Genomic DNA, 23869 nt, shown 5'->3' with positions numbered 1-23869 from the left:
ATCCGCGTCCTGAGGGAGGCCGCGAGCGCGGATCTCCGGCTTTCTGAGGGAGACCGCGGGCGCGGCGCTCCGAGAGTGGGACACGACGATGGAACTCATCAAACCTGGCCGTCAGTTCGACTTCATGAGCAAGCGCTGGCTCTTCATCGGGCTCAGCGGCGTGCTGCTCATCCTGTCGATCATCTCGTTCATCGTGCCGGGGCCGAAGCTCGGGACCGATTTCAAGGGGGGCACCGAGGTCGAGGTGGCCTTCAAGAGCGCGGTCTCGAGCGCCGAGGTCCGCGAGGCCGTCACCAAGTCGGGCTTCGACTCGCCGGACGTCGTGTCCGTCGCGGATCAGGCCAACGCGAACCGCTACCTCATCCGGGTGCACGAGGTCTCTGCCCTGTCGGAGCAGCAGAAGGCGACGCTGCGCGATCGGATGTGCCTGCCGCCCGAGAACGTCCCCGTCCCGGAGGATCGCTGCCCGCCGGCGGTGCGCGCGACCGAGGTCAAGGTCAGCCCCGGCGGCGACAAGATCTCCGCCCGCTATGACGCCGCGCCCGACCTGGAGGGGATCAAGAAGCAGCTCGAGGGCATCGAGGGGGTCGACATCAGGCCCGGCGCGAACAACCCGCTGATCGTCAGCGAGCGCGACCACAAGGTCGAGATCCACCTGAAGTCCAAGGGCGACCAGCTCATGGACGGCCTCCGGCAGCACCTCGGCGCGGACAAGGTGCCGGACCAGGCGCTCCGGGTCGAGTGGATCGGACCGAAGGCGGGCGCGCAGCTCCGCGACGCGGCCATCAAGAGCGTCCTCATCACGATCTTCTTCATCATGGCGTACATCGCGTTCCGGTTCGACATCCGGTTCGCGCCGGGCGGCATTCTCGCGCTGGTCCACGACGTGGGCATCGCGCTCGGCGCCATGGTGATCACGCAGCGCGAAATCACGCTCTCCACTGTCGCCGCGCTGCTCACGATCGTCGGCTACTCGATCACGGACACGGTCGTCGTCTACGACCGTATCCGCGAGAACCTGGCGAAGCACCGCGACATGAGCTTCGCGGCGGTCATCAACTACTCGCTCTCCGAGATGCTCGGCCGCACGATCCTCGTGTCGTTCACGACGTTTCTGTCGCTCGTCATGTTCCTCTTCTACGGGACGGGCGTGATCCGGGACTTCGCCTTCACGCTCGTGGTCGGCATCGTCGTCGGCACGTACTCCTCCATCTACGTCGCCGCGCCGCTCACCGAGTGGATCGATCGCCGGTTCTTCGGCTCGAACGGCGCCAAGCGCAAGAAGGTGAGCCGCGTGCGCGCGCAGAAGCGCGCCGACGCGGTCGTCTGAGCGCCTCGCCCGGCGTCGTTGTCGCGCTCGCTCGCGATGCCCGACCCCAGGCCGTAGACGCCTCCGTGGCGTCGGTGTACCCGTTCCTGCGATGACGAGCACGGCCACGGAGGCCTGGAAAGAGCTCGCCGAGCGCGAGGCGCCGACGCCCGCCGCGCGAGGCGGCGCGGGCGCGCCCTGCGCCGAGCGCATCGCCGATCCGGGCGAGGCGTCGGCCGAGGCGCTCGCGATGGCCCGCGAGCTCGGCCTCTCGATCACGGTGGCGGACATCCTGCACCGGGCCGGCCGCGCTCCGGACGACGCGACCCGGCGCTTCCTCGACCCTCGGCTCTCGCACCTCACCTCTCCCGACGCGATGGCCGACCGCGAGGCGAGCGCCGAGCGGATCGCGCGCGCCGTGCGCGCCGGCGAGCGGATCGCGGTCTTCGGCGACTACGACTGCGACGGGATCACCGCGACGGCGATCATGACCGGCGCGCTGCGCGCCATGTCCGGCCAGGTCGTGCCGCTCCTCGCGACGCGCGCCGAGGGCAGCTACGGCCTCTCGGCGCCCGCGCTGGAGCGCGTGATGCGCGCCTGCCCCACGCTGCTCATCACGTGCGACTGCGGCTCCAGCGACCACGAGCGGCTCGCCGCCGCGCGCGCCGCCGGCATCGACTGCGTCGTCATCGACCACCACCTCGTGCCGGCCGATCCGCTCCCTGCGATCGCGTTCCTGAACCCGCACCGCGCCGACTGCGGCTTCCCGTACAAGGGGCTCGCGTCGTGCGGGCTCGCGCTCTCGTTGCTGGCCGCCGTGCGCAAGAAGCTCGGCTCGTCGCTCGACCTCCGCCCCTACCTCGACCTCGTGGCCATCGGCACCGTCGCCGACGTCGCGCCGCTGACCGGCGACAACCGCGCGCTCGTGCGCGCCGGCCTCGGCGTGCTCCAGACCGGGCCCCGTCCCGGGCTCCGCGCGCTCGCGGCTCTCGCCAACCTCGATCTCGGGCGCGGCGCCTCCGCCGAGGACGTCGCTTTCCGCATCGCGCCGCGCCTCAACGCGCCCGGTCGGCTCGGCGACCCCGACATCTCGCTGGAGCTCCTGCTCGCGCAGGACAGCGTGACCGCCTCGGCGCTCGCGGCGACGGTCGAGCAGGCGCAGATGAAGCGGCGGGCCATCCAGGACGAGATGCTCGCGTCCGCGCTCGCCGAGATCGAGCGCGCCGGCTTCGATCGCGACCCGGCGATCGTCATCGCGCGGCAGGGCTTCCACCCCGGCGTGGTCGGCATCGTCGCGGGCAGGCTCACGGCGCGCTTCGGCAAGCCGACGATCGTCATCGCCCTCGAGGGCGCAAAGGGGCGCGGCTCCGTGCGCGGACCGTCCGGCGCGCGGCTCCACGACGCGCTCGTCCGCTGCAGCGCCGAGCTCGTCGGCTTCGGCGGCCACCAGGCGGCGGCCGGCGTCGAGGTGCGCGCCGACCGCGTCGAGGCGCTCCGGGCGGCGTGGTGCGACGCCTTCCGCGAGCTGGACCTCCCGGGCGCCGCGGGGCTCGCGACCGCCCACGCCCGGCTCGACGACCGCGACGACCCGGCGGCCGTGGCGCGCGACCTGGAGCGGCTCGAGCCGTGCGGCGAGGGGAACCGCGCCGCCCACGTCCTCGTGGCGGGCGCGGCCGTACGCTCGGCGAGGAACCTGAAGGGCCACCTCAAGCTGGAGCTCACCGTCGCCCGCCGCGAGATCGCGTGCTTCGGGTTCGAGCTGGGCGAGCTCGCGTCCCGGTTCGCCGGCGGGCGCGTCGATGTGGTGGGCCGCCTCCGGCGCGACGCGTGGCGGGGCGGGGACGCCGTCGAGATCAGGATCGAGCACATCGCGGCGGCCGACTGAGCGTTCGCGGCGGGCCCGGACGGCGTGCTAGCGTTCGCGCGTGGCTGAGCCGCTGATCCGGTTCTCGCATGTGCGCAAGGCCTTCGGGCCGAAGGTCATCTACCGCGACCTGAACCTCGAGGTGTATCCGGGCGAGACGATCACCGTCATGGGTGGTTCGGGCGTCGGCAAGAGCGTCATGCTCAAGCTGCTGATCCGCCTGCTTGACGCTGACGATGGAAGTATCCAGTTCCATGGTGAAGAGATCACGACCGTGAGCGAGGCGCGCATCGCCGGGGTGCGTCAACGCATCGCGATGCTCTTCCAGGGTGGCGCCCTGTTCGACTCGACCTCGGTCGGCGAGAACGTGGCCTACGGCCTTCACGAGCACTACCGCAAGGAGATGACCGAGGCGCAGATCGCCGAGCGGGTGCACTGGGCGCTGTCGCTCGTCGGCCTGCCTGGCATCGAGCAGATGCGCCCGGGAGACCTCTCCGGCGGCATGAAGAAGCGCGTCGGCCTCGCCCGCGCCATCGCCGTGCAGCCCGAGGTGATCCTCTACGATGAGCCGACGACCGGCCTCGATCCGATCAACACCGAGCGCATCAACCACCTCATCAAGGGGCTCAAGGGGGCGCTCAACGTCACCAGCATCGTGGTGACGCACGACATGAAGAGCGCGTTCTCGATCTCGGATCGGATGGCGATGATCTACCGAGGCGAGGTCATCGCGACGGGCACGCCGGAGGACTTCCGCGCGTCCAAAGATCCTCGTGTCGCCGATTTCATTACCGGGACCGCCCCGGTGAACGAAGACGTCCAGACGCTTCTCGGCGCGTGACGATCCCCCCGAGATAGCGCAAGATGCCGTTCTGCATGGGCAGAGCGCGCGATCTGAAGGTCGGACTCTTTGTGCTGGCGGGGCTTGTACTTTCCGCCGTAGTCATTTTCCTGATAGGCGATGAGCGACGGCTCTTCGACTCCTCGGTCGAGTTCGGGACGAGCTTCGCCGACGTGCAGGGGCTGAAGCCGGGCGCGCCCATCCGGATGGGGGGCATCGATATCGGCCATGTCGCCGAGGTCGGCTACGGCCCCGACCCGAAGGACACGAAGATCTACGTGAAGCTCGAGGTCGTGGAGAGCGAGGCGAGCCGGATCCGGACCGACAGCAGGGCCCAGATCGCGAACAAGGGCCTGCTCGGCGACAAGATGCTCGAGATCACGAAGGGGGAGAGCCAGGATTCGGCCCCCCCGGGCAGCCACATCCCGGGCGAGGTGCCGACCGACGTGATGGGTAAGGTGACCGGCATGGCCGAGAAGGCCGAGGCGACGCTGGACAACATCCAGAAGGTCTCGGAGAATATCGCCGACGAGAAGCTGCACAAGGATCTCCGCGAGACGGTCGCCTCGGCGAACACGCTGATGAAGCAGGTGACGGAGGGGGAGGGCTACCCGCACCGCTTCCTGACCGACCCCGAGGAGGCCGAGCGCATCTCGCGCACCCTGGCGAGCCTCGACCGCGTGAGCACGGAGCTCGCGGGCACGCTGCGCGAGGTGCGGGGGGTCGTCTCCCGCGTCAAGGAGGGGCCGGGGTTCGCGCACGACGTCATCTATGGCGACGGCCCGCAGAAGCAGATCCAGCAGTTCGGGAACGCCGCGGATGAGGTCGCCCTGACGCTGCGTGGCATCCGCGAGAGCGACAGCCTCGCGCACGACGCCCTCTACGGGGGCAAGGGCGACGGCGCCGAGGCGCTCGCCAACGTGACGGCGATGACGGGCGATCTTCGGGCGATCGTGCACGACATGAGGGCGGGCAAGGGGACGCTCGGCGCGCTCCTGGTCGATCCGTCGATCTACGAGGACATGAAGAGCCTGCTCGGAAACGTGCAGCGCAACGACGTGCTCCGCGCGCTGGTGCGCTACTCGATCAAGCAGGACGAGCAGAAGCCCGCGGTCCAGGTCGGCGGCGCGACGCAGTCGCCCTCGCCCTAGAGCGCGGGCCGGCTCCGGAGCGCCGGGCTGGCCGGCGGCGAGCGCCGCGCTCGTCCCATGGCTCTCGGATGACCGAGGCGCAGGGCAGCGGCGCGCGCGGGGCAAGGCACATCCGGGCCGCTTGCGCAACCGCGGGGCGCTAGTGCCTTGCGTCGTCCCGGGCCCCCCTTTATTCCTCGTTGTCTCGATGCCCAGGAAGCTCGCTGACCGTCTCTCGGCCGTCGCGCCGAGCGCAACGCTCGCCATGGCGGCGAGGGCTTCGCGTCTGCGCGCCGAGGGGCACCAGGTCTACTCCTTCAGCGTGGGCGAGCCGGACTTCGACACGCCCGAGCATATCCGCAGCGCGGCGAAGGCGGCGCTGGACGCGGGCGCCACCCATTACACGGCCGTGTCCGGCACACCCGAGCTGAAGTCGGCGATCTGCGCGTCGACGGAGCAGCACCGCGGCTGGCGCCCGCTGCCGAGCCAGATCACCGTGAGCTGCGGCGCGAAGCACGCGCTGTTCAACCTCGCCGCCGCGCTGTTCGAGCCGGGCGACGAGGTCGTGATTCCTGCGCCGTACTGGGTGAGCTACCCCGAGCAGGTGCGCCTGGTCGGCGCCACGCCGGTCATCGTCGAGACCACCGAGGAGGCGGGCTTCCGGCTCACGGCGGAGGCGCTGCAGGCCGCGCTGTCTCCACGGGTGAAGGCGATCGTCCTGTGCACGCCCTCGAACCCGACCGGCTCGGCCTACGCGGAGGAGCACCTGCGCCCGCTCCTCGGCGTGCTGCGGCGCCACGACTGCTGGATCATCGTGGACGAGATCTATGCCGACCTTACCTACGACGGGTTCCGGCACGCGTCGCTCCCGGCCCTCGCCGAGGACCTCGCGCCGCGCGTGATCGTCGTCGACGGCGTCAGCAAGACGTTCGCGATGACGGGCTGGCGCATCGGCTGGAGCATCGCGCCGACCGAGGTCGCGCGGGCGCTCGACGTGGTCCAGGGGCAGAGCACCACGAACGCTGCGGCCGTCTCGCAGGCCGCCGCCGTCGCGGCGCTGAACGGGCCTCGCGACGCGGTGTTCGCGATGCGCGCGGCCTTCGCCCGGCGGCGCTCGCTGATGGTCGAGGGGCTCAACGCGATCCCGGGGATACGTTGCCGGATGCCGGAGGGCGCCTTCTACGCGTTCGCGGACGTGCGCGGCCTCTGCGGCCGCGCGTTCCAGGGGAAGACGCTCGCGGGCGACGAGGACGTGGCGACCTGGATGCTGGAGCAGGCGCACGTGGCGTCGGTCGCTGGCACCCCCTTCGGGGCGCCTGGCTACCTCCGGTTTTCCTATGCGTGCGACGAGGACCACATCGAAGCGGGCCTCGCCGCGCTCCAGCGGGCCGTCGCGTCGCTGGACTGACGGGCTGCGTCACCGGCCTGCCCGCTCGACGTCGCGACCGGGACGTGCGCGACGTGGTCGCCTGTTTCATCCAGCGCTTCCAGGGGCGGGGGCGCGAGGTCGCCCGGGCGTTCGAGCCTCGGGCGGAGGCGGTCAGACCGGCCTGCAGGGCTCACGGCGGCCCGGTTTTCTGGGGCCTCATGAAGAATTCGACATCGACAGCGACTTGTTCTTGTCGAACGCCGATCTCTGGGTTAAAAGCGCCACGTCTTTCCGAAACGGCCGGGTGACAACCGGCTGGAATCGGGCGCATAACTCAGCGGTAGAGTGCGTCCTTCACACGGACGAAGTCGCAGGTTCAAGTCCTGCTGCGCCCACCCCGATTCCCGTTCCTGGCGAGCTGATCCGTTGCCTCGTGCCACCTGCATGGCCGTGCCGGTGCCGTCAGACGTTGCGCAGCTGCGTCGACGCCTGAAGTCGTGTTCGGGCGCGACGGCGCCATGCACGCCGCCGCACGACGTGCGGCGGTTCCGGGGCCGTGAGAGCGGAGGCCAGGCCAGCGTCGAGGTGGCCGTGTGCAGCGACGAGGCGAGGTCCGCGCCTCACGCGGCGGCGGAAGCGGGCTTGCTGCCGAGGGGGAACCTCAGGGCGCAGCGCTCGCCGCAGGCGGGGCTGCTGCCGGCTTCTCGTTCTTGCGCTTCTCGATGACGCTGGCCGCCGCGCGCAGCTCCTTGGCGACGGAGCCGCATTTGAGGCAGCGACGCCGGGACCCGCAGCGTTGCGGGGTGAGATAGTACTTGATGTAGTGCAGCGAGCGGACATCGCCCTCCTCGCGCGCCCTGGCGATCAGCGCCCTGGTGGGGCAGTCCGTGAGCCGGCGCAGATCGTCGGCGACGAGCAGCGCGGGCGTCGCGAGCTGCCGCACGCTGCTGTCGAGCATCAGCCTGCTCGCGTTGTCCCTGATCCAATCGCCGAACTTCGGCGCGGTCATCACCTCGTAGAGCAGGTCGGGACCGCGGCTCCCCATGTGCTTGGCCATCAGGTCGAGCGCCGTGAGGGCGACGTCCGGGGGGCCGTTGGCGACCCTCAGGAGGAGCTGCTTGAGCTCGTCATTCCCGGTCTCCTCGGGAGCGATCTCGAACAGCCGCTTCGCCGTGACCAGCGCGGCCGCCACCGCCTTCTCGCGCCCCTGCGCGAGCGTGAGCGCCCGCAGGACCGCCGGATCCTCCGGATACCGCTGCGCGAGCGCGCCGAGCGCGGCGCTGCCCGCGGCCTGGGCGCCCTCGATCTCCTCGGGCTGCGCGCGGGCAGGCTCCGCCTTGGCGGGGACCTCGGGCTCCGCGGACGCGGTCGTCGTGGGCTCGGGTGACGGCGGCTTGACGCGCTCTCCGCTGCTCAGCGCGGCGGGCGCCGCAGGCCTCCGCGTCACGACGGCGCCCCTCTCGAGCGTCGCCACGTCCGCGGGGTTCCGCAGCGCGACCGCGCCGCAGACGAGGGCCGTCGCGGCCAGCAGGCCGAGCGCGGCCAGCGAGGCGGCCGTCTTGGGGCGGTTCAACCCTGACTCACCGGCGTGACTTCCCGAGCCGCTCATCGCAGCGACCTCTCCCGCTGGGAACGTGTGCCCTGGCCATCAACCGTAGGGATCGTCGTTCTTCGGCGGCCTGGGGGCCGCCGGCCTCGGCCTCGGCGTCGCCGGCTTGGGCGCTGCCGGCTCGGCCGTCGCCTTGGGCGCTGCCGGCTCGGCCGTCGCCTTCGGCGCTGCGGGCTCCGCCGTCGCCGTGGGCGCTGCGGGCTCCGCCGTCGCCGTGGTGGGCGCCACGGGCTCGGCCGTCGCCTTCGGTGCCTCGACGGTCGCGGTCGCGGTCGCCGGGGCCGTCGCTGTCGGGGCCGGAGGGGCCGTGTCCGTTGCCGCGGGCGCGGTCTGGGTCGGCTGAGGCTTCTCCTCCGGCGCCGCCACGGGCTGCTCCGGCGTGGTCGGCGCGGCCGGCGTGGGCGCGGCCGGCTTGGGGTCGCTCTGCCCGAAGACGAGCCAGAGCGCACCGCAGAGCGCCGCCGCGACCAGCAGGATCGTGAGCAGCCGCCCGGTGCCGCTGCTCTCCTCTTCCTGCGCGAGCGGGGCCTTGCCCGTGGCTGCTGCCTTCGCGGCGACCGCCTTCTCTTCTTTCGGCTTCGCCGCGGCCGCCGCCGGCTTCGCCTTGGCCGGCTCCTCGACCGCCCTGGCTTCCTGGCGCGCGGGCCTGGCGGGCGGCTCCTCGACGGGCGCCGCCTCCGCCTGCCTCTTGGCTGCCGCGACCTTCGCCGGCCTCGCCTCGGCTGCGGGCACGTCATCCCGCGCTTCCCGCTCGTTCGCCAGCTGGGCGACCGCCGCGACCGGCATGGCCGCCGGCTCGGCCAGCGGCTTCACCCGCTCCTCCTTCGGCGCCGGCGCGGGCTCGGGTTCGACCTTCTTCGGCGGCGTGGCGATGAGCGGCTCCTTGGACGCGCCGATCTCTTCCAGCGACCCGCCGGCCTCCGCGAGCGCCTGCTTCAGCAGCTCGGCCGCCTGCTTCATCATCGTCCGCTCGTCGGGCGGCGGCATCTCCTTCTCGGGGTTCGTCTGCGGGAAGAAGCTGCCTCCTGCCTCGACGAGGTCGCCCTTCTTCATCGCCTCGCTCTTGCCCGCGTCGCCCTTCGGGCTCGCCCCGATCGCGCCAAGCCCGAGCATCGTCGACGCCCGCTTCACCTGCGCGGCCTTTGCGGCCGCGGGCTCCGCCTGCGGTGCGGGCGCGGGGGCGGGCGCCGCCACGGGCTCCTGCGCCTCGTCGCCCAGATCGGTGCGGTCGGTGATGCCCGCCTCGAACGCCGACCCGGCGCCCTGCTGCGCGTCGACGAGCCGGGTGATCACGGCCTTGGACTTTTCATCGATCTTGATGAACTTCACGCCCATGCCGGACGGGTGCACGTCGCTCGCCTGCGCGGGCTCGCGCTTCCACACGACGCGACCGACGCCGGCGATGACGGCCTGCTCGTCCTGCAGCCGGATCTCGAACTTGAGCAGCGTGCCAGCGGGGAAGGGCGACGGCGTCTTGATGAAGATGCCGCCCCGGCTCACGTCATGCGAGTGGTGCTCGATGAACTCGTCGACCGTGGCGCTCTTGTAGCGCACGGTCATCTGCAGCACTCTCGCTCGCGGATCTTTGCGTGTGTCCTGGGCCATCAGGGTAGAACTCCGGTCTACTTCGCGACTCGCTCCTGCGGATGTGGTCCGCATGTTACCCAAGGTTCGCCGCGAAGCCCAAAGGGTAACACGTGACGGTCGCTTTACCGAACGCAGCCTTGGGCTTCACCGGGCGAGCACGCTGTTCGTGCGCGAGCGCTCGCGCACGAGCGCGCACGCGTCCCGCGATGCAGGGCGCGGTGATACGAGCTTCCGCGCGCGTCTGTCGTGATATGTTCGCGCCGACTGGAGAATGCGCCGGGATGGCTGTCCGGGACCACTTTCGCGTTCACGCGAGGCGACGCGTCGATCTTGGGGCGACGCTGCGCGATCGGCAGTCGATCGAGGAGCACGGGGTGCGCATCCGCGATCTCGGTCTCGGCGGCGCCGGCATCGAGCTGTCCGAGGCTCAGCTCGCGTCGGAGCTCCTCGATCGCGAGGCGCCCGTGACGCTCGAGGTCGCCACGCCGAACCTGTGGGATCCGCTGAGCCTCCGCGGCCGCATCGCCTGGATCCGCCGCGGGGCGGCGGGGCGGCCAGCGCGCGCGGGCGTCCGCTTCGAGCACCACGACGCCGGCGCGCTCTACGCGCTCTACCAGTTGCTCGGCTCCGAACGCTTCGACCTCTAGCGCGAGGCGCGCCCGCTGCGGATACGGGCCCATCTCGGCGTTTTCGGTGCTCGGCGTACGGGAGTACGCCTCCGCGCCGAAAACGCCGATCTGGGCCCGTCTCCTGTGCGGGCGCGCCTCGCGCTGCCGACCGCTGGAAGGAAGGCGGCGGCGGAGATGGGGGGACGGGCGCGCTCGACGGCCGTGCGCGTCGAGCGCGCCGAACAGGGCACGTCTCCTGCGCGGGGGCGCGTCGCGCTGCCGCGGGAGCGGGGGCCGGGCGTGCTGGAGGGGGACCCGGGGGCTAGAGGGCGAAGACGGGGCCGATGGTCGGTGCGAAGACGAGGCCCAGGGTGGGCCACATCAGCATGACCTTCACCTCGGCAGACACACCCAGGTTCGGGGTGATGCCGTAGACCACACCAGCGCCGAAGCCCGAGAAGTTCCGACCCGTGATCTGGAAGGCGTCGAGGTCCTCGACGAAACGCGTGTCCGTCGGGCACCGGTTGCTGCCGTTGCCGTCCTGCAGCGATCCGTCCTCGTTGCGGCGATCGCACACGTCCACCGGCACCGAGGCGTTCACCTGGGCAAGGCCGATCGGCGACAGGAAGGCATAGGGGCGAAATCCGCCTTTCTCGACAATGCGATCTCCCAGGAAGAAATACGTGGCGCGAAGCTCCCCGTGGATCGGAAGGAAGCTGAGCGCCTGGAGATGCGGGTTCTGCTTCTCGTCTCCCGTCCACGCCGGCGGCTCGTTCGTGGACGAAGGTGAGCCGCCGAAGGCGAACCCGAGCCGTGCTCCCACGAGCAACGGCAGATCCGCGAAGATCTGGCGGTCGTACGACAGCATCACGCGGCCGCCCGCGGGGCTCAGACCCCCCTTGACCCCATTCGTGCCCGGGAGATCGGCCGGCTCGCCGTAGAACTGCTTGCCGTCGGTGCCCGGATAGAAGCAGGCGTAGGCGGCGTCGCTGCCAGAGCACACGTAATCCGTGCCGCGCACGAGGAGCAGGTCGAGCTCCCCCCAGAGGCCGATCACGTTGCGATTGCCCTTGCCCGACCCCGCCGAGGCGCCACCGCCCTCGTCGCCCTGCTCGCAGGTCCCGTTCATGCAGACGAGCCCGGACTGGCACTCCACCGTCTCCTCGCAGGTCGAGCCCCAGCCCTTGTCCCCGCGCTTGCCACCGGCCTCGGGGCAGCCCGGCAGGCCAGGCGGGCAGTCCTCCTTTGCGGCGCACCGCTGCGGCGGCTCCTGGCCGGGCAACGAGGGCGCCGTCTCGATCTCGTTTCTGATCGGCACCCGGTGAGGCGCCTGCATCGAGCCGGCCGTGCCCACCGGATCGCCCGCCTCATCCCTCAGGATCACGAAATACCGTACGTCGCCGGTCGTCGTGACATCCTCGCACGGGATCTCGGCGCCGAAGCCGTCCCCGTGGCGCGGCATCTCCAGCGACTTCCACTTTGGCGAGCCGAACGGCCTGTACCGCAGCGTCGCCTTGGCCGCGTCGATCTCCTCCGGGATCTCGACGTAGACCGGCACCGGCGTGTTCACCGCCTGCTCGGCCACCGGCGTGTGCGGGACGTCGCCCGCCGCCTGCTTGGCCGGCTTCCCGCCGCTCGCGCCGGGCGTGTCCTCCGCGGCCGGCTTCCCGGCGCCGGACTGCACGTCCTTCTGGGCCTCCTTGAACGCCTGGGCCAGCTCGGTCGTCGTCAGGGCGTCGATGAGCGCCGCCTTCGGATCGGCCTGGAGCGCCAGCACGAACTCCGCTCTCGCCTGGTCGAGCTTGCCGCCGCCGCCGTAGACCGTGCCGAGCGCGATGTGCAGCTTGCCGATCACCGGCCTCGTGCACGCGTTCTTCTCGCACCGCTTCAGGGCGTCTCTGAGCTTCTTCTCCGCCTTGTCGAACTCGACGGAGAGATAGTCCTCGTCCATCGCCTGGTTGTGCAGCTTCATCGCCTCCGCGTCCTTTTCGCCGGCGGCGCTGGCCGCGGCCGGCGCGCCGAGGACGAACAGCGACGTCAGAGCGAAGGCGAGATGAGCGCGGCGTGAACGGCGAAACAACACGGGTTCAGACCTCCAGGAAGTGCTGGGGACGGGCTCTTGCTGTCAGGAGCGGAGCCGCGGGCGGCTCCAGGACTGCGCGGTCGAGATCGGGCGTACCGAGGCACGCCCGAGCGGCCTGTTCGCGGATGCTTGACTACTGCGCGGGGGCCGGGGCCGCCTCCGTGCGGACGAACTGCACGCGCCGGTTCAGAGCGCGGTTCTGATCGGACGTGTTCGGCACGATCGGCCGCTCCATCCCGTACCCAATCGACGTCAGCCGGGACTCTTCGATCCCCTTCGCCACCAGGTACTTCTTCACCGACGCAGCGCGCCGATCCGACAGCTTCTTGTTGTACGCCGCGGCGCCCTTGTTGTCCGTGTGCCCCTGGATCTCGATCTTGATCTTCGGGTTCTGCTGGAGGACCTCCACCACGGCGTCGAGGATCGGGAAGCTCTCGGGCCGGATCTTGTCCCTGTCGAACTCGAAGTGGATCTGCTGGGTGATCTTGATCTCCTTCTCGGTGACGATGACCAGGCTCGGCTTCTTCGGGCAGCCCGGCTTGTCCCCGCCGACGACGCCCGGCTCGTTCGGGCACTGGTCCTCGAGATCGACCACCGTGTCCTGGTCGTTGTCCGGCTCGGGGCAGCCGTCGGCGTCCTCGTAGCCGTCCGGATCCTCCGGATCGTTCGCGCAGTTCTTGCCCGTGCTGTCCTTGTCGTTCAGGTCCGCGACGGTATCGAGATCGTTGTCGAGCTCGGGGCAGCCGTCCTCGTCGAGGTAGCCGTCCTTGTCCTCCGGCAGGAGCACGCAGCTGTCCTTGCCGTCGGTGAGGCCGTCGCCGTCCGTGTCCGGGTCGTCCGGGCAGCCGTCGTCGTCCTGGAAGCCGTTCCAGGTCTCGGCGTCGCAGGGGCACTTCTTGTCCTGCGGATCGAGCAGCCCGTCGCCATCGCAGTCGCCGGGCTTGGGCGGCGGCGCCTCCTCGATGAACCCGCGCTCGGCGCACTTCTGCGGCGGCGACAGGTCGTACGCGGCGTGCGTGTTCGCCTTCGCGATGTCGAGGTGCTCCTTCGCGCGGGCGAAGAAGCCCTGGTCGAGCTCGACCGTGGCGAACGAGAGGTGCGACTTCGCCATCGCGAGCTCACGCGGCGCGCAGCGGAGCGCGCCGTTGCGCTCCGCCTGCTTCGCGATGGTGCTCAGCGCCTCGATGTCGCCGCGCATCACCGGCACCTGCGCGCACGAGAGGGCGGACCCCGCGAACGCCACGACGGCGACGAGGCCGGCGCGACGAGCGCGGCGCGAGGAACGGCGCGTCATTCGAATGCTCATCGACCCGCGCCCTCGTGCGCCTGCTTCGACAGGGTGATCGCCTTGTCCGCGTACTCCTCCGCGACGTCAGCGAAGTCGATCGCGTCGCCGTAGTCGGCGGCCGCGGCCTCCTCGCGCGCTTTCCAGAGGTGCTCTCGCGCGGTGTAGTACTCGTACGGCGCGTACTTCGCCGCGCCGAGCGCCTCCGCCGTCTCGAGCTTGCTCGAGGCCGAGTTCGCGGTGAACGCGTAGATGGCACCGCCGCAGCCGCTCGTGAGAGCCGCCGCGAGCACCATGCCCGCGCCTGAAATCCATGTCCCGAATCGCCGCCCGTGCGTCGTCACGATCGCAGTTCTTTCTGGAGCGGGCCCCTTGGACCGTCTGCCCGGTCGTCGCGACGCTACCAAGGGCGCTCGGCGCGCGTCAACCGGCTCGGGGAAGGGAAACGGAGGTTAGAGCTTCCGGTAGACGCCGACGACGACGCCGAGGAGCATCGCCGGCTTGAAGTCGCTAGCCCGGACCAGGATCGGCGCCATCGCCGCGTTCGCGGGCTGGAAGCGCACGTAGTCCTTCTCGGGGAAGAAGTACTTCACGGTCGCCTCGTCGCCGATCAGCGCCACCACGATGTCGCCGCGCTGCGCGGTCAGCTGCCGGCGCACGAAGATGTAGTCGCCGCTGAAGATGCCCGCCTCGATCATCGAGTCGCCCGTGACGCGGAGGCCGAACACCTCGCGCCCGCCGCGCACGAGCGTCCGCTCGATCCGGACCGTATCGAGGACGTGCTCCTCGGCCAGGATCGGCAGACCCGCGGCGATGCGGCCGACGACGGCGATCTCGACGAGGTCGTCCTCCTGGTCGTTCGCAGGCGCGTCGTTGCCGCCGCCCACGAGCGCGCTGCGGAGCTCGGCGCCGCCGTTCGCGCCGCCGCCGTCCAGGTCGCGCGGGCGGAGGGCGCGCGACTTCATGTCCTCGCGCGTGAGGTAGCCCTTGCGCTCGAGCGCCCGGAGGTGATCGTTCACCCCGTTCGTCGAACGGATCCCCATATGCGCGCCGATCTCGCGCAGCGTCGGCGGGTACCCGCGCTCGCTGATCGACTGCCGGATATAGTGAAGCACCTGCTGTTGTCGCTCGGTGAGCCCCTGCATCGGGCGGAACCTACTGAACGGTTGGGTAGATGTCAAAAAAGTGTGGAGCCCCCTCTCCACAGGCCCAATTTCGCTGGGGTTTTCCGGGCACCTGTGCGGGCTCTGCGGTCGCTCGCGCCGTCCGGGGGCGGCGCGCGGTGAGCCCCGGGGCGGGTCGAGCGTGCAGGGTGAACCGAAGGGCAGGGGCCTCGATCAGGGCTGCTTCGCGAGGTTGCTCCGCGAGCTCATCGCCTGGCGGGGCTCGAGCATCGCCCGGATCTCGTCTCCGTCCGCGGCGGCGGCGAACGCCTCCTCCAGCGTGATCATCCGGCGCTGGTAGAGCGACACGAGCGACTGGGCCATCGTCTGCATCCCGCTGCCGGCCTGGCCCATCTGCATCTGCGAGTAGACCTGGTGGAGCTTGTCCTCGCGGATGAGGTTCCGGATCGCCGCGTTCGGGATCATGACCTCCATCGCCATGACGCGCCCCGGGCCGTTCGCGCGGGGCAGGAGGAGCTGCGTCATCACGGCGACGAGCGTGAACGAGAGCTGCTGGCGCACCTGCGACTGCTGGTGCGGCGGAAAGACGTCGATGATGCGGTTGATCGTCGAGATCGCCGAGTTCGTGTGGAGCGTGGCGAACACGAGGTGGCCGGTCTCGGCGATCGTCAGCGCCGACTCGACGGTCTCGAGGTCGCGCATCTCGCCGACCAGCACCACGTCCGGATCCTGACGCAGGGCGTAGCGCAGGGCGTCCTTGAACGACGCGGTGTCGGAGCCGATCTCGCGCTGGTTCACCAGCGAGAGCTTGTGCGGGTGCAGGTACTCGATCGGATCCTCGATCGTGAGGATGTGGAGCCGCTGCTCGGAGTTGATCTTGTCGATGATGCTCGCGAGCGTCGTCGTCTTGCCCGAGCCGGTCGGGCCGGTCACGAGCACGAGGCCGCGGGGCTTGGAGGCGATGTCGAGCACGATCGGCGGCAGGCCGAGCTCGTCGAAGTTCATGATCCGGAAGGGGATCTGCCGGAAGGCGGCCGCCACGGCGCCGCGCTGCATGTAGATGTTGGCGCGGAAGCGGGCGAGCCCCTTCATGCCGAACGATAGATCGAGCTCGTTGCGCTGCTCGAACTGCGCGACCTGCTCCTCGCTCAGCACCGAGTAGCAGAGCTGCTTCGTGTCGCTCGGCATGAGCGGCGGGAGCTTCAGCGGCACCACGGTGCCGTCGATGCGCAGGAGCGGCGGCGTGCCGCTCGTGATGTGCATGTCGCTCGCGCCCTTCTCCACCATCGCGCGGAGGAGCTGCTGGAGCGTGTACCGGAGGCCCTCCTGCTGTCCGACGAGCTCGGTCGTCATGCGCTCAGTCCCCCATCGTCACGCGGCCGACCTCCTCGGTCGTGGTGACGCCCGCGAGCACCTTCTCGATCCCGCTCATCCGGAGGGTCAGCATCCCGCCCTTGATGGCCGCGGCCTTGAGCTCGGCCGTGGACGCGCCCTGGAGGACCATCTCCTTCAGCGCGTCCGTGAAGCGCATGACCTCGTAGAGCGCGACGCGGCCCTTGTAGCCCGAGCCGTTGCACGTCTTGCAGCCCGCGCCGCGCACGAGATCCGCGCGCGCCACCTGCTGCTCGGTGAAGCCGAAGTCGAGGAGCACCCTCGCGTCCACGCGCAGCGGGACGCGGCAGTCGGGGCAGATCTTGCGCGCGAGGCGCTGGGCGAGCACGAGGTTCACGCTGGCCGTGATGAGGAACGGCTCCACGCCCATGTTGAGGAGGCGCGAGATCGTCGACGGCGCGTCGTTCGTGTGCAGCGTCGAGAGCACGAGGTGGCCGGTGAGCGCCGCCTTGACGGCGATCTCGGCCGTCTCGAAGTCGCGGATCTCGCCGACCATGATGATGTCCGGGTCCTGCCGGAGGAAGGACCGCAGCGACATCGCGAAGTTCAGCCCGATCTCGTCGTGCATCTGCACCTGGTTGATGCCGTGCAGGTTGTACTCGACGGGATCCTCGGCGGTGCTGATGTTCGAGCCGATCTGGTTGAGGTCCGAGAGCGCCGAGTAGAGCGTCGTCGTCTTGCCGGAGCCGGTCGGGCCGGTGACGAGGACCATGCCCCACGGCTGGCCGATCGCCCACTTGAAGTCCGCGAGCGGCTTCGGGTCGAAGCCGAGCTTCGCCATGTCGAGCTGGAGGTTCGACTTGTCGAGCAGGCGGAGGACGATCTTCTCGCCCCAGATCGTCGGCAGCACGGAGACGCGGAAGTCCATCTCCCGGCCCCTGCCCATCTTCAGCTTGATCCGGCCGTCCTGCGGGAGCCGCCGCTCGGCGATGTCGAGCGAGCTCATGATCTTGAGGCGGCTCGCGATCGCGTTCTTCAGCTTGATCGGCGGCTGCATCTCCTCCATCAGCACGCCGTCGATGCGGTAGCGCACGCGGAGCTTCTTCTCGTACGGCTCGACGTGGATGTCGCTCGCGCCCTTCTTGATGGCGTTCAGGAGGATCGCGTTGACGAGCCGGACCACGGGCGCGCCCTCGGCGGCCTTCTCCAGCTCGAGGACGTTCACGTCGTCGGCCTCGACCTGGAAGCCGACCTCCTCCTCGCCGAACTCGCTCAGCACCTCGTCGTACGAGGGGCCGACGTTGTAGGCGCGCTCGATCGCCTCGGTGATGCCCGTCTCCGACGCGACGACGGGCTCGACGTTGAAGCCCGTGAGGAACTTGATGTCGTCGATGGCGTGCAGGTTCGTCGGATCGGCCATCGCGACGACGAGCGCCGTCCCCGAGCGGGAGATCGGGATGATCTTGTGCTTCTCGCAGACCTCCCGCGAGACGAGGCGCGAGACCTCCGCGTCGATCTCGTACTCGTCGAGGGCGACGGCCGGGACGCGGTACTGCGTCGAGAGGAAGCTCGTGATCTCCCCGTCGGAGATGTACCCGAGCTTGGCGAGCGCGTAGCCGAGGTTCTGACCGGTCTTGCGCTGCTCTTCTTGGGCTTGCCTGAGCTGCTGGAGGCTGATGAGCTTTTCGCGGACGAGCAGCTCGCCGAGGCGGTTGGTGGTCGACATCGAGGCCGCAAATCCTGCGGGCGGCGAGGAGGAGAGTCAACGCTGGCGGTTGGGGCGGACGCGCATCAAGGGTAGGATGTCGGATGGTGAGGATGGCGCTGCGTGAGTCTCTTTGAGTGGTTCGGGCTCAGGCGGGGGGACAGCCGACGCAGGGCGGCAGAGGCCAAGGAGCTCGCCGGCGACCTCGCGGGGGCAGTGGAGCTGTACGTCGAGGCGGGGATGCCCGACGACGCGGCCCGGGTCCTCCTCCTCCGCGCCGACGCCGAGCGGAGCGTCGAGAAGCGGATCGCCTTCTGCGCCACGGCTTCCCGGACGGCGGAGAGCCCCGAGCTCCGGCGGGCGGCGCTCGGGCGCAAGGCGCTGCTCGCGTTCGACCTGGTGCGCGCCCGGGGCGCGAGCGCCATGCGGAGCGAGGTGCTCGCGGTCGCGCGCGAGCTCGAGACGGCGGGCGAGCTCGAGCGCGCGGCGGACGCGTACGCCCTGGTCGGCGACAGCGAGTCGGAGACGCGCGTCCTGGCCGCCGCGGGCGCGATCGACCGGCTCGAGGAGCGTCTCCGCGTCTCGATGACGGCCGAGCGGGACCAGCGCGAGCTCGCCGCGGCGCTGCGGAAGATCGCCGACCTCGACCGGGTGGCGGAGCGCCGTGAGGCGATCGCGGTGGCCGAGGCGTGGCTCGGGGGCAGCCGCGACGGCGAGCGGGTGACGGACGCGCTGCGCGCGATCCGCGCGCGGCTCCTCACGGGGCCGCTCCTCACGATCGAGCTCGGCGGCGCCCTCCTGCGCTGCGCGCTCGGCGACGAGGTCACGATCGGCCGCGGCGAGGCGACCCTCGTGGTCGCGTCCCGCGCGGTCAGCAGGACGCACGCGCGGATCCGGCGCGGCCCGTCCGGCATCGAGGTCGAGGATCTCGGGACGCGCAACGGCACGACGCTCGCGGGCGCGCGGCTCACCGCGGCGCTGCCGGTGGGCCGCGGGGTGCGGATCCTGCTCGGCGGCGAGGTGCCGTGCGCGGTCGCGCCCGGGACCGGGCAGGGCTGCGTGGTGGAGCTCGCGGGCGAGCGCTTCGTGGTGCCGCTCGGCGACCTGCCGGTCGGGCCGTGGCGGATCCGGCACGAGCGGGCCGGCGCCTCGGCGTTCGTCGCGCTGAAGACGCCGCCGGGGGCGCCGCCGCCGTTCCTCGGCGACTACCAGCTCGCCCCGTCGGTCGAGCTCTGCGCCGGCGACGCGATCGCCGCGTCGCGCGGCGGGACGCCGGTGTTCCGGATCCCCGCCGGGGGCCAGACGCCGGCGGCGCGGCGCGACGGCGGCGCGGAGGGCGGGCCGGCGTGAGCCTGTGGCGGCGGCTCAAGGAGCGGCTCGGCGTCGCCACGCCCGGCGGCGGCGCGGCGGCGGACGCCGGCGGCGGGGCGGCGCCGGGCTCACCGGACGCGGACGAGCGCGCGGACCCGGCGCGGGCGACGAGGGGGTCGGCGCCGCCGCGCGCGGCGGCGCGCCCGGCGCGCAAGGACGGCGTCGATGACATCGCGCGCCTCCGGAGCGCCGGGGCGCGGGACGGACCCTCGACGGACGAGGTGATCGCGGTCCTCCGGCGCGCGCGCGGCACGCTGCGGGAAGCCGAGGCGGTGGCGCACCTCGTCGCGGCGATGGAGGAGCGGGTGCTCCCGGATCCAGTCCGGGTGGCGTGCGCCGATCTCCTCGCGGCCCGGGGCGACGAGCTGGGCGCGCTCTCGGTGCTCGAGGGCGCGGCGGCGTCACGGGAGCGCGGGAGCGCGTCGCGCGCGCGGCCGGTGTCCTCGACCGAAGGGCTCGTCCTCGCGGCCGACCTGTACGCCTCGCTGGGGCAGCTCCCGCGCGCGATCGGCGCGGTCGAGCGGGTGCTCGTCCGGGAGATCGGCGCGCCCGGCGCGCGCGAGCGCCACCAGCGCTGGCGCGCGGCGCTCGGCGCGGAGCGGCCCGCGGCGGCGCGCGTGGAGGACGTGACGGTCGTCGCGCCCTCGGCGGCCAGGACCCCGTTCCGCCTGCTCCGCGAGGTGGCGCGCGGCGGCGCCGGGGTCGTCTACGAGGCCGAGGACGAGGTGCTCGGCCGGCGCATCGGGTTCAAGGTCTACCACGCGCGCGGCGGGGACCGGACGCACGTCACCCGCGAGGCGCGGCTCGCCACGGCGCTCGCGGGCCCCGGCATCGTGCGGGTGTTCGACGCGGACCCCGACGAGGGGTGGATCGCGCTCGAGTGGCTCGCGCGCGGCTCGGTCCGGGACGTGCTCCGCGCCGGGGACGCGGCGGCGCTCGCGCCGGTCGCGCGCTGGGCGCGGCCGCTCGCGCGCGCGCTCGCCCGCATCCACGAGCGCGGCTACGTCCACGCCGACGTCAAGCCGGCCAACGTGCTCCTGCGCAACCTCGGCGAGCCCGTGCTCAGCGATTTCGGTCTGGCCAGGCCCCGCGGCGCGCCGTCGGCCGGCGGCAGCCCGGGCTACGTCTCCCCGGAGCGGCTGGCCGGCCGCGCGAGCGACCCGCGCGACGACGTCTACGGCTACGGCCGCGTGCTCGAGGACGTCCTCGTGCGCCTCGAGGCGCTCGGGGTCGAGGGGCTCGCCGCCTGGAAGGAGCTGTCGCTGCGGTGCATCGGGCCTGACGACGAGCGGCCGGCCGACGGCGCCGCGCTCGTCCGGGCCGCCTGCTGAGCGCCGCGGCGGCTCAGCACGCGTCGAGGCAGCGCATGTACTCCTCGAACGCGGCCGCGTCCGTCCCGTCGAACGCGCCGCAGGGCACCTCCGCGGCGCACTCCGAGGCGCACCGGACGTCGCCCTCGCACGACGCCTCGCTCGAGACGCCGCCGCCCTGGTAGCCGCACTCCTCCGTGTGTTCAGCGGCCTCATCGCACACGCTGCCGCAGCCCGACGCGAACGCGAACGCGAGCGCGAGCCACGCGGCGCGCGCTCTTCCGGAGCTGCCGGGCGCTTCCGTCCACCAACGACCCCTGCCTTTGCTCATGGGTGCTCTCTCCCGGAGTGATGTCTCTGCGGGGGACCTTACTGCGGCGGAGTTGCGCGCAGGATGGCAACTCGCTTCGCTTCGGGCGCGGCCCTGGGTAGATTGCTCGCCTACATGCGCGCACGCAACGAGGAGAGGGCGGGCTGATGCGCCTGGCGATCGTCGCCACGCCGAGCTTGCACCGCGATCAGCGACCGGCGCCCGGCTCGCTCGACGGTGATCTCATCCGGGCCCGCCTCTCGCTGGACGACGCGGGCTTCCGGGTGATCGACGTGGACCCTGGGCGGGATCTCGCCGAGCAGCTCGACGCGATGTTCGACGAGCTCACGGCGACGAGGCAGACCCTTGTCGACGCCGACGAGGCCGCGCGCGACGAGGCGTCCACCTTGCTCCTCTTCTACGCCTCGAGCGCGGTCGGGCTGTCGCCGGACGGGGAGCTCTTCCTCTGCCTCGACCCCGAGAACCCGGGCGTGGGCGACGCGCTGAGCGACGTCGCCGCGGTGTTCCGCGATCGCGCGCGCGGCGAGGTGCTCTTCGTCATCGAGTGCCATCACGCCCCCGGCGCGACCTCTCGCGCCGTCGTCGCCGCGGCGGAGCGGGCGGCGGCGTCCGCCGAGACGGGCATCGAGCTGCTCGTCGCGGCCCACCCGATCGGCTCGCTCGACGCGGACCTGCCGTCGGTGCTCACCCGCGCCTTCGTCGAGCACCTCGACGAGGCCGAGCCGGAGCGCGGCCTGACCGCCCGCGCGATCGCTCGCCGCGTCCAGGAGAACCCCGAGCTCGCCGGCGCCATCCCGTGCTTCGCGCGCGGCCAGGGGCGGGGCTCCTTCTTCGTGCTCGTCCCGCGCGGCGGCGTCCCGGGCGAGGTCCCGGCGGAGGACCCCGCGGCCGCGCCGCCCGACGCCGCGGGCGGGGAGCACGCCGCCACCACGCCCGCGCCGGCGCCGGACGACCCGGTCGACCAGTACCTCGCGGTCGGCGACACGCTCATCGCCGCGTCGGACCTGGAGGGGGCGCTCTCGGCCTACAAGAAGGCGCTCGCGCTCGTGGGCACCGCGCAGCGGGACGCGCGCGCGGCGGTGTACGCGCGCATCGCGCACGTGAGGTGGCGCCAGGAGCGGCACCGCGAGGCGATCGAGGGCTTCGGGAAGGCGCTCGCGCTCGCGCCCGAGCACCGCCCTTCCCTCGAGGCGCTGGTCGAGGTGCACCTCGCCGCGCGCGACTTCGCCGGGCTGCGCACCGCCGAGGAGCGGCTCCTCTCGCGGATCGAGGGGGACGCCGACCGGTTCGGGCTGCTCGTCCAGTCCGCCGAGCGCTGGGAGATCATCGCCGGTGACGCGGACCGGGCGCGGGAGCTCCTGGAGCGGGCGCGGGAGCTCCGCCCCGGCGAGCCCTCCGTCCTGCGCAGCCTGGGCCGGCTCTACGAGGAGGCCGGCGACGTCCAGGCGTCGATCGACGCGCGCCGCGATCTCATCGAGCTCGTGGACGATCCGCGGCAGCGGGCGGTCTCGCTCCTGGAGCTCGCGCGCGCGGCGATCCAGGGCGAGGCCCGCGCGACGTTGACCGAGGTCACGCGAGAGCAGGCCGGCATCGATCTGCTGGAGCGCGCGCTCGACGCCGATCCCACGCTGCTCGATCCGCTCGCGCTCATCGCGATCCTCCTCTCGGCGCGGCAGGAGTGGGGCGAGCTGGAGCTCGCGTACCGGCGCATGCTCGACCGCGCGCAGCGCATCGCCGACCCGCGCACGCGCAGCGACGTCGTCTGGGAGCTGTGCCGCCGCCTCGGCCTGCTCTTCCGCGATCACCTCGAGGATCCCGGCTCCGCGCTCGATGCGTTCGAGGGCGCGGTGGCCGAGCGGCCGGACGACGTCGCTGGGCGGCTCAGCGCGGCGTCGCTCGCGCGCAGCGCTGGCCGGTTCGAGCGCGCGGCGGCGCACCTCCAGGCGGCGGCGGTGCTCGATCCGGGGAACGTTCAGGTGTTCCACGACCTGTTCGACACGTTCCAGAAGCTGCGGCGCACCGATCAGGCCTGGGCCGCGGCGAGCGTGGCCGTGTACCTGGGCGCCGCGGAGGCGCGGGAGCGCTTCCTCTTCGAGGAGCACCGGCCGGCGGGCCTGGTCCAGCCCGAACGCGGCTTGAGCGCCGGGGCGTGGGAGCTCCTGCGCGCGGCCGATCGCGATCGCGCGCTCGAGGAGGTGCTCGCGTCGGTCGCCGACGCGGCGATCCGCGCCCGGCTCGCGCAGCGGGCGCGGGAGAAGAAGCTCCCCCGTCTCGATCCGGCCGCGCGCGCCGACGCGGAGCGGAGCGCGGCGGGCGTGGTGCGCCTGTTCGCGTGGGCGAGCCGGTGTCTCGGGATCACCACGCCGGCGATCTACTTCCTCAAGGACGCGCAGATCGGGGTCGCCGCGGTGCCGGTGGGCGAGCCGAGCGTCCTCGTCGGCGGCGAGGCGCTCCGCGGGCGGACGGCCGCCGAGCTCGCGTTCCTGGTGGGCAGCCACGTCGCGTACCACGTCGGCCCGCACCGGCTGCTCCTCCATTTCCCGTCGCTCGAGGAGCTCGGCGTCTGCCTGGCTGCGGCCGTCAAGCTGACGCGCCCCTCGGAGCCGGTCCCTGCCGAGCTCGAGGCCGCGGTGCTCTCGTTGATGCCCCTGCTCGACCAGGAGCTCACGGAGCCCGAGCGTGACGCGCTGGAGGCGGCGGTGTTCGAGCTCTACGAGATCCGCGCGCCGCTCGACCTCGCGCACTGGGCTGGCTCGGTGGAGCGCTGCGCTGCCCGCGTCGGCTACCTCTTGACCGGCGAGCTCTCGGTCGCGGCGTCGTCGCTGTCGCGCGCGGACGCGCCGGGCGTGCTGACGGCGGAGGAGAAGATCGGCGACCTGCTCTCGTTCACCGTCTCGGACGCCCACCACGCCCTGCGCGAGGAGCTCGGCGTCGCCGTCCAGCCCTAGCGCTCGCCGCGCGGGCCAGCCGTGGCGCCCGCCGCGCGCTCAGCGCCGGCGCGCCGCGCGTCC

General features: G+C 72.0%; 18 protein-coding genes and 1 tRNA gene. 10 read left to right on the top strand and 9 right to left on the bottom strand.

Going from position 1 to position 23869, the window contains the following annotated elements:
- Positions 1-88: 88 nt before the first annotated feature.
- The 6 genes from secF to WME76_RS19930 all read left to right on the top strand — a co-directional run bounded on the left by secF (position 89) and on the right by WME76_RS19930 (position 6908).
- The gene (gene secF, locus WME76_RS19955) at positions 89-1330 is read left to right on the top strand and encodes a protein translocase subunit SecF (protein WP_437961660.1); all 1242 of its coding nucleotides are present in this window, start codon (positions 89-91) and stop codon (positions 1328-1330) included.
- A 91-nt stretch (positions 1331-1421) separates the two neighbouring features.
- Positions 1422-3194 carry a single-stranded-DNA-specific exonuclease RecJ gene (gene recJ / locus WME76_RS19950; RefSeq protein WP_437961659.1) on the top strand — a complete coding sequence of 591 codons (1773 nt, stop codon included), beginning with the start codon at positions 1422-1424 and terminating at the stop codon, positions 3192-3194.
- 40 nt (positions 3195-3234) lie between these two features.
- Positions 3235-4014 (top strand): ABC transporter ATP-binding protein, encoded by a 780-nt coding sequence (locus WME76_RS19945; RefSeq protein ID WP_433926047.1) that lies wholly within the window; start codon positions 3235-3237, stop codon positions 4012-4014.
- A 35-nt stretch (positions 4015-4049) separates the two neighbouring features.
- Positions 4050-5165, top strand: a complete 1116-nt coding sequence (locus WME76_RS19940; protein ID WP_437961658.1) for an MlaD family protein — start codon at positions 4050-4052, stop codon at positions 5163-5165.
- 244 nt (positions 5166-5409) lie between these two features.
- Positions 5410-6552, top strand: a complete 1143-nt coding sequence (locus WME76_RS19935) for a pyridoxal phosphate-dependent aminotransferase (protein ID WP_437961657.1) — start codon at positions 5410-5412, stop codon at positions 6550-6552.
- Positions 6553-6836: 284 nt separating this feature from the next.
- A tRNA-Val gene (locus WME76_RS19930) sits at positions 6837-6908 on the top strand.
- A gap of 266 nt (positions 6909-7174) precedes the next feature.
- Here the strand turns inward: WME76_RS19930 and WME76_RS19925 are convergent.
- Both WME76_RS19925 and WME76_RS19920 read right to left on the bottom strand, forming a co-directional pair.
- Positions 7175-8086 carry a hypothetical protein gene (locus tag WME76_RS19925; protein ID WP_437961656.1) on the bottom strand — a complete coding sequence of 304 codons (912 nt, stop codon included), beginning with the start codon at positions 8084-8086 and terminating at the stop codon, positions 7175-7177.
- A gap of 75 nt (positions 8087-8161) precedes the next feature.
- On the bottom strand, positions 8162-9727 hold the full coding sequence (locus WME76_RS19920) for a TIGR02266 family protein (protein ID WP_437961655.1): 1566 nt from the start codon (positions 9725-9727) through the stop codon (positions 8162-8164).
- A gap of 263 nt (positions 9728-9990) precedes the next feature.
- Between WME76_RS19920 and WME76_RS19915 the strand changes: the two genes are divergently transcribed.
- Positions 9991-10356 (top strand): PilZ domain-containing protein, encoded by a 366-nt coding sequence (locus WME76_RS19915; protein ID WP_061614800.1) that lies wholly within the window; start codon positions 9991-9993, stop codon positions 10354-10356.
- Positions 10357-10639: 283 nt separating this feature from the next.
- On the opposite strand, the gene WME76_RS19910 is transcribed toward WME76_RS19915, so the two are convergent.
- From WME76_RS19910 to pilB, 6 genes are all read right to left on the bottom strand, one after another.
- Positions 10640-12400, bottom strand: coding sequence for a tetratricopeptide repeat protein (locus WME76_RS19910; protein ID WP_437961654.1), 1761 nt, complete (start codon positions 12398-12400; stop codon positions 10640-10642).
- Positions 12401-12533: 133 nt separating this feature from the next.
- The gene (locus WME76_RS19905; RefSeq protein WP_437961653.1) at positions 12534-13694 is read right to left on the bottom strand and encodes an OmpA family protein; all 1161 of its coding nucleotides are present in this window, start codon (positions 13692-13694) and stop codon (positions 12534-12536) included.
- Positions 13695-13702: 8 nt separating this feature from the next.
- Positions 13703-14029: a DUF4398 domain-containing protein gene (locus WME76_RS19900; protein WP_433926040.1), complete on the bottom strand. Its 327-nt coding sequence runs from the start codon at positions 14027-14029 to the stop codon at positions 13703-13705.
- Positions 14030-14137: 108 nt separating this feature from the next.
- A complete protein-coding gene (gene lexA / locus WME76_RS19895; protein ID WP_061614804.1) occupies positions 14138-14830 on the bottom strand; it encodes a transcriptional repressor LexA in 693 nt (230 codons plus the stop codon).
- 192 nt (positions 14831-15022) lie between these two features.
- A complete protein-coding gene (locus WME76_RS19890; protein ID WP_437961652.1) occupies positions 15023-16162 on the bottom strand; it encodes a type IV pilus twitching motility protein PilT in 1140 nt (379 codons plus the stop codon).
- Between the two features lie 4 nt (positions 16163-16166).
- A complete protein-coding gene (gene pilB, locus WME76_RS19885; protein WP_437961651.1) occupies positions 16167-17867 on the bottom strand; it encodes a type IV-A pilus assembly ATPase PilB in 1701 nt (566 codons plus the stop codon).
- Positions 17868-17969: 102 nt separating this feature from the next.
- Here pilB and WME76_RS19880 point away from each other — a divergent pair, with 102 nt between their 5' ends.
- Both WME76_RS19880 and WME76_RS19875 read left to right on the top strand, forming a co-directional pair.
- Positions 17970-19196, top strand: coding sequence for an FHA domain-containing protein (locus WME76_RS19880; RefSeq protein ID WP_437961650.1), 1227 nt, complete (start codon positions 17970-17972; stop codon positions 19194-19196).
- Entirely contained in the window at positions 19193-20548 is a 1356-nt protein-coding gene (locus WME76_RS19875; RefSeq protein ID WP_437961649.1) for a protein kinase domain-containing protein, read from the top strand. The genes WME76_RS19880 and WME76_RS19875 overlap by 4 nt, the downstream gene beginning before the upstream one ends.
- A 13-nt stretch (positions 20549-20561) precedes the next feature.
- Here the strand turns inward: WME76_RS19875 and WME76_RS19870 are convergent, their stop codons facing one another.
- Positions 20562-20858, bottom strand: coding sequence for a hypothetical protein (locus WME76_RS19870; protein ID WP_437961648.1), 297 nt, complete (start codon positions 20856-20858; stop codon positions 20562-20564).
- Between the two features lie 146 nt (positions 20859-21004).
- On the opposite strand from WME76_RS19870, the gene WME76_RS19865 reads away from it, so the two are divergent.
- Positions 21005-23806: a tetratricopeptide repeat protein gene (locus WME76_RS19865; RefSeq protein ID WP_437961647.1), complete on the top strand. Its 2802-nt coding sequence runs from the start codon at positions 21005-21007 to the stop codon at positions 23804-23806.
- Positions 23807-23869 lie beyond the last annotated feature (63 nt).

The organism is Sorangium sp. So ce119 (genome assembly GCF_051524405.1).
Classification (GTDB): domain Bacteria; phylum Myxococcota_A; class Polyangia; order Polyangiales; family Polyangiaceae; genus Sorangium; species Sorangium cellulosum_G.
This window is presented reverse-complemented; position numbering and strand designations above follow the sequence as displayed.

What these genes read in the sequence shown, in the direction of transcription:
- WME76_RS19890 (WP_437961652.1), bottom strand. Translation starts at nt 16,162, where the DNA reads ATGACGACCGAGCTCGTCGGACAGCAGGAGGGCCTCCGGTACACGCTC.
- WME76_RS19870 (WP_437961648.1), bottom strand. Translation starts at nt 20,858, where the DNA reads ATGAGCAAAGGCAGGGGTCGTTGGTGGACGGAAGCGCCCGGCAGCTCC.
- pilB (WP_437961651.1), bottom strand. Translation starts at nt 17,867, where the DNA reads ATGTCGACCACCAACCGCCTCGGCGAGCTGCTCGTCCGCGAAAAGCTC.
- WME76_RS19915 (WP_061614800.1), top strand. Translation starts at nt 9,991, where the DNA reads ATGGCTGTCCGGGACCACTTTCGCGTTCACGCGAGGCGACGCGTCGAT.
- WME76_RS19935 (WP_437961657.1), top strand. Translation starts at nt 5,410, where the DNA reads ATGGCGGCGAGGGCTTCGCGTCTGCGCGCCGAGGGGCACCAGGTCTAC.
- WME76_RS19940 (WP_437961658.1), top strand. Translation starts at nt 4,050, where the DNA reads ATGGGCAGAGCGCGCGATCTGAAGGTCGGACTCTTTGTGCTGGCGGGG.
- secF (WP_437961660.1), top strand. Translation starts at nt 89, where the DNA reads ATGGAACTCATCAAACCTGGCCGTCAGTTCGACTTCATGAGCAAGCGC.
- WME76_RS19865 (WP_437961647.1), top strand. Translation starts at nt 21,005, where the DNA reads ATGCGCCTGGCGATCGTCGCCACGCCGAGCTTGCACCGCGATCAGCGA.
- lexA (WP_061614804.1), bottom strand. Translation starts at nt 14,830, where the DNA reads ATGCAGGGGCTCACCGAGCGACAACAGCAGGTGCTTCACTATATCCGG.
- WME76_RS19905 (WP_437961653.1), bottom strand. Translation starts at nt 13,694, where the DNA reads ATGACGCGCCGTTCCTCGCGCCGCGCTCGTCGCGCCGGCCTCGTCGCC.
- WME76_RS19920 (WP_437961655.1), bottom strand. Translation starts at nt 9,727, where the DNA reads ATGGCCCAGGACACACGCAAAGATCCGCGAGCGAGAGTGCTGCAGATG.
- recJ (WP_437961659.1), top strand. Translation starts at nt 1,422, where the DNA reads ATGACGAGCACGGCCACGGAGGCCTGGAAAGAGCTCGCCGAGCGCGAG.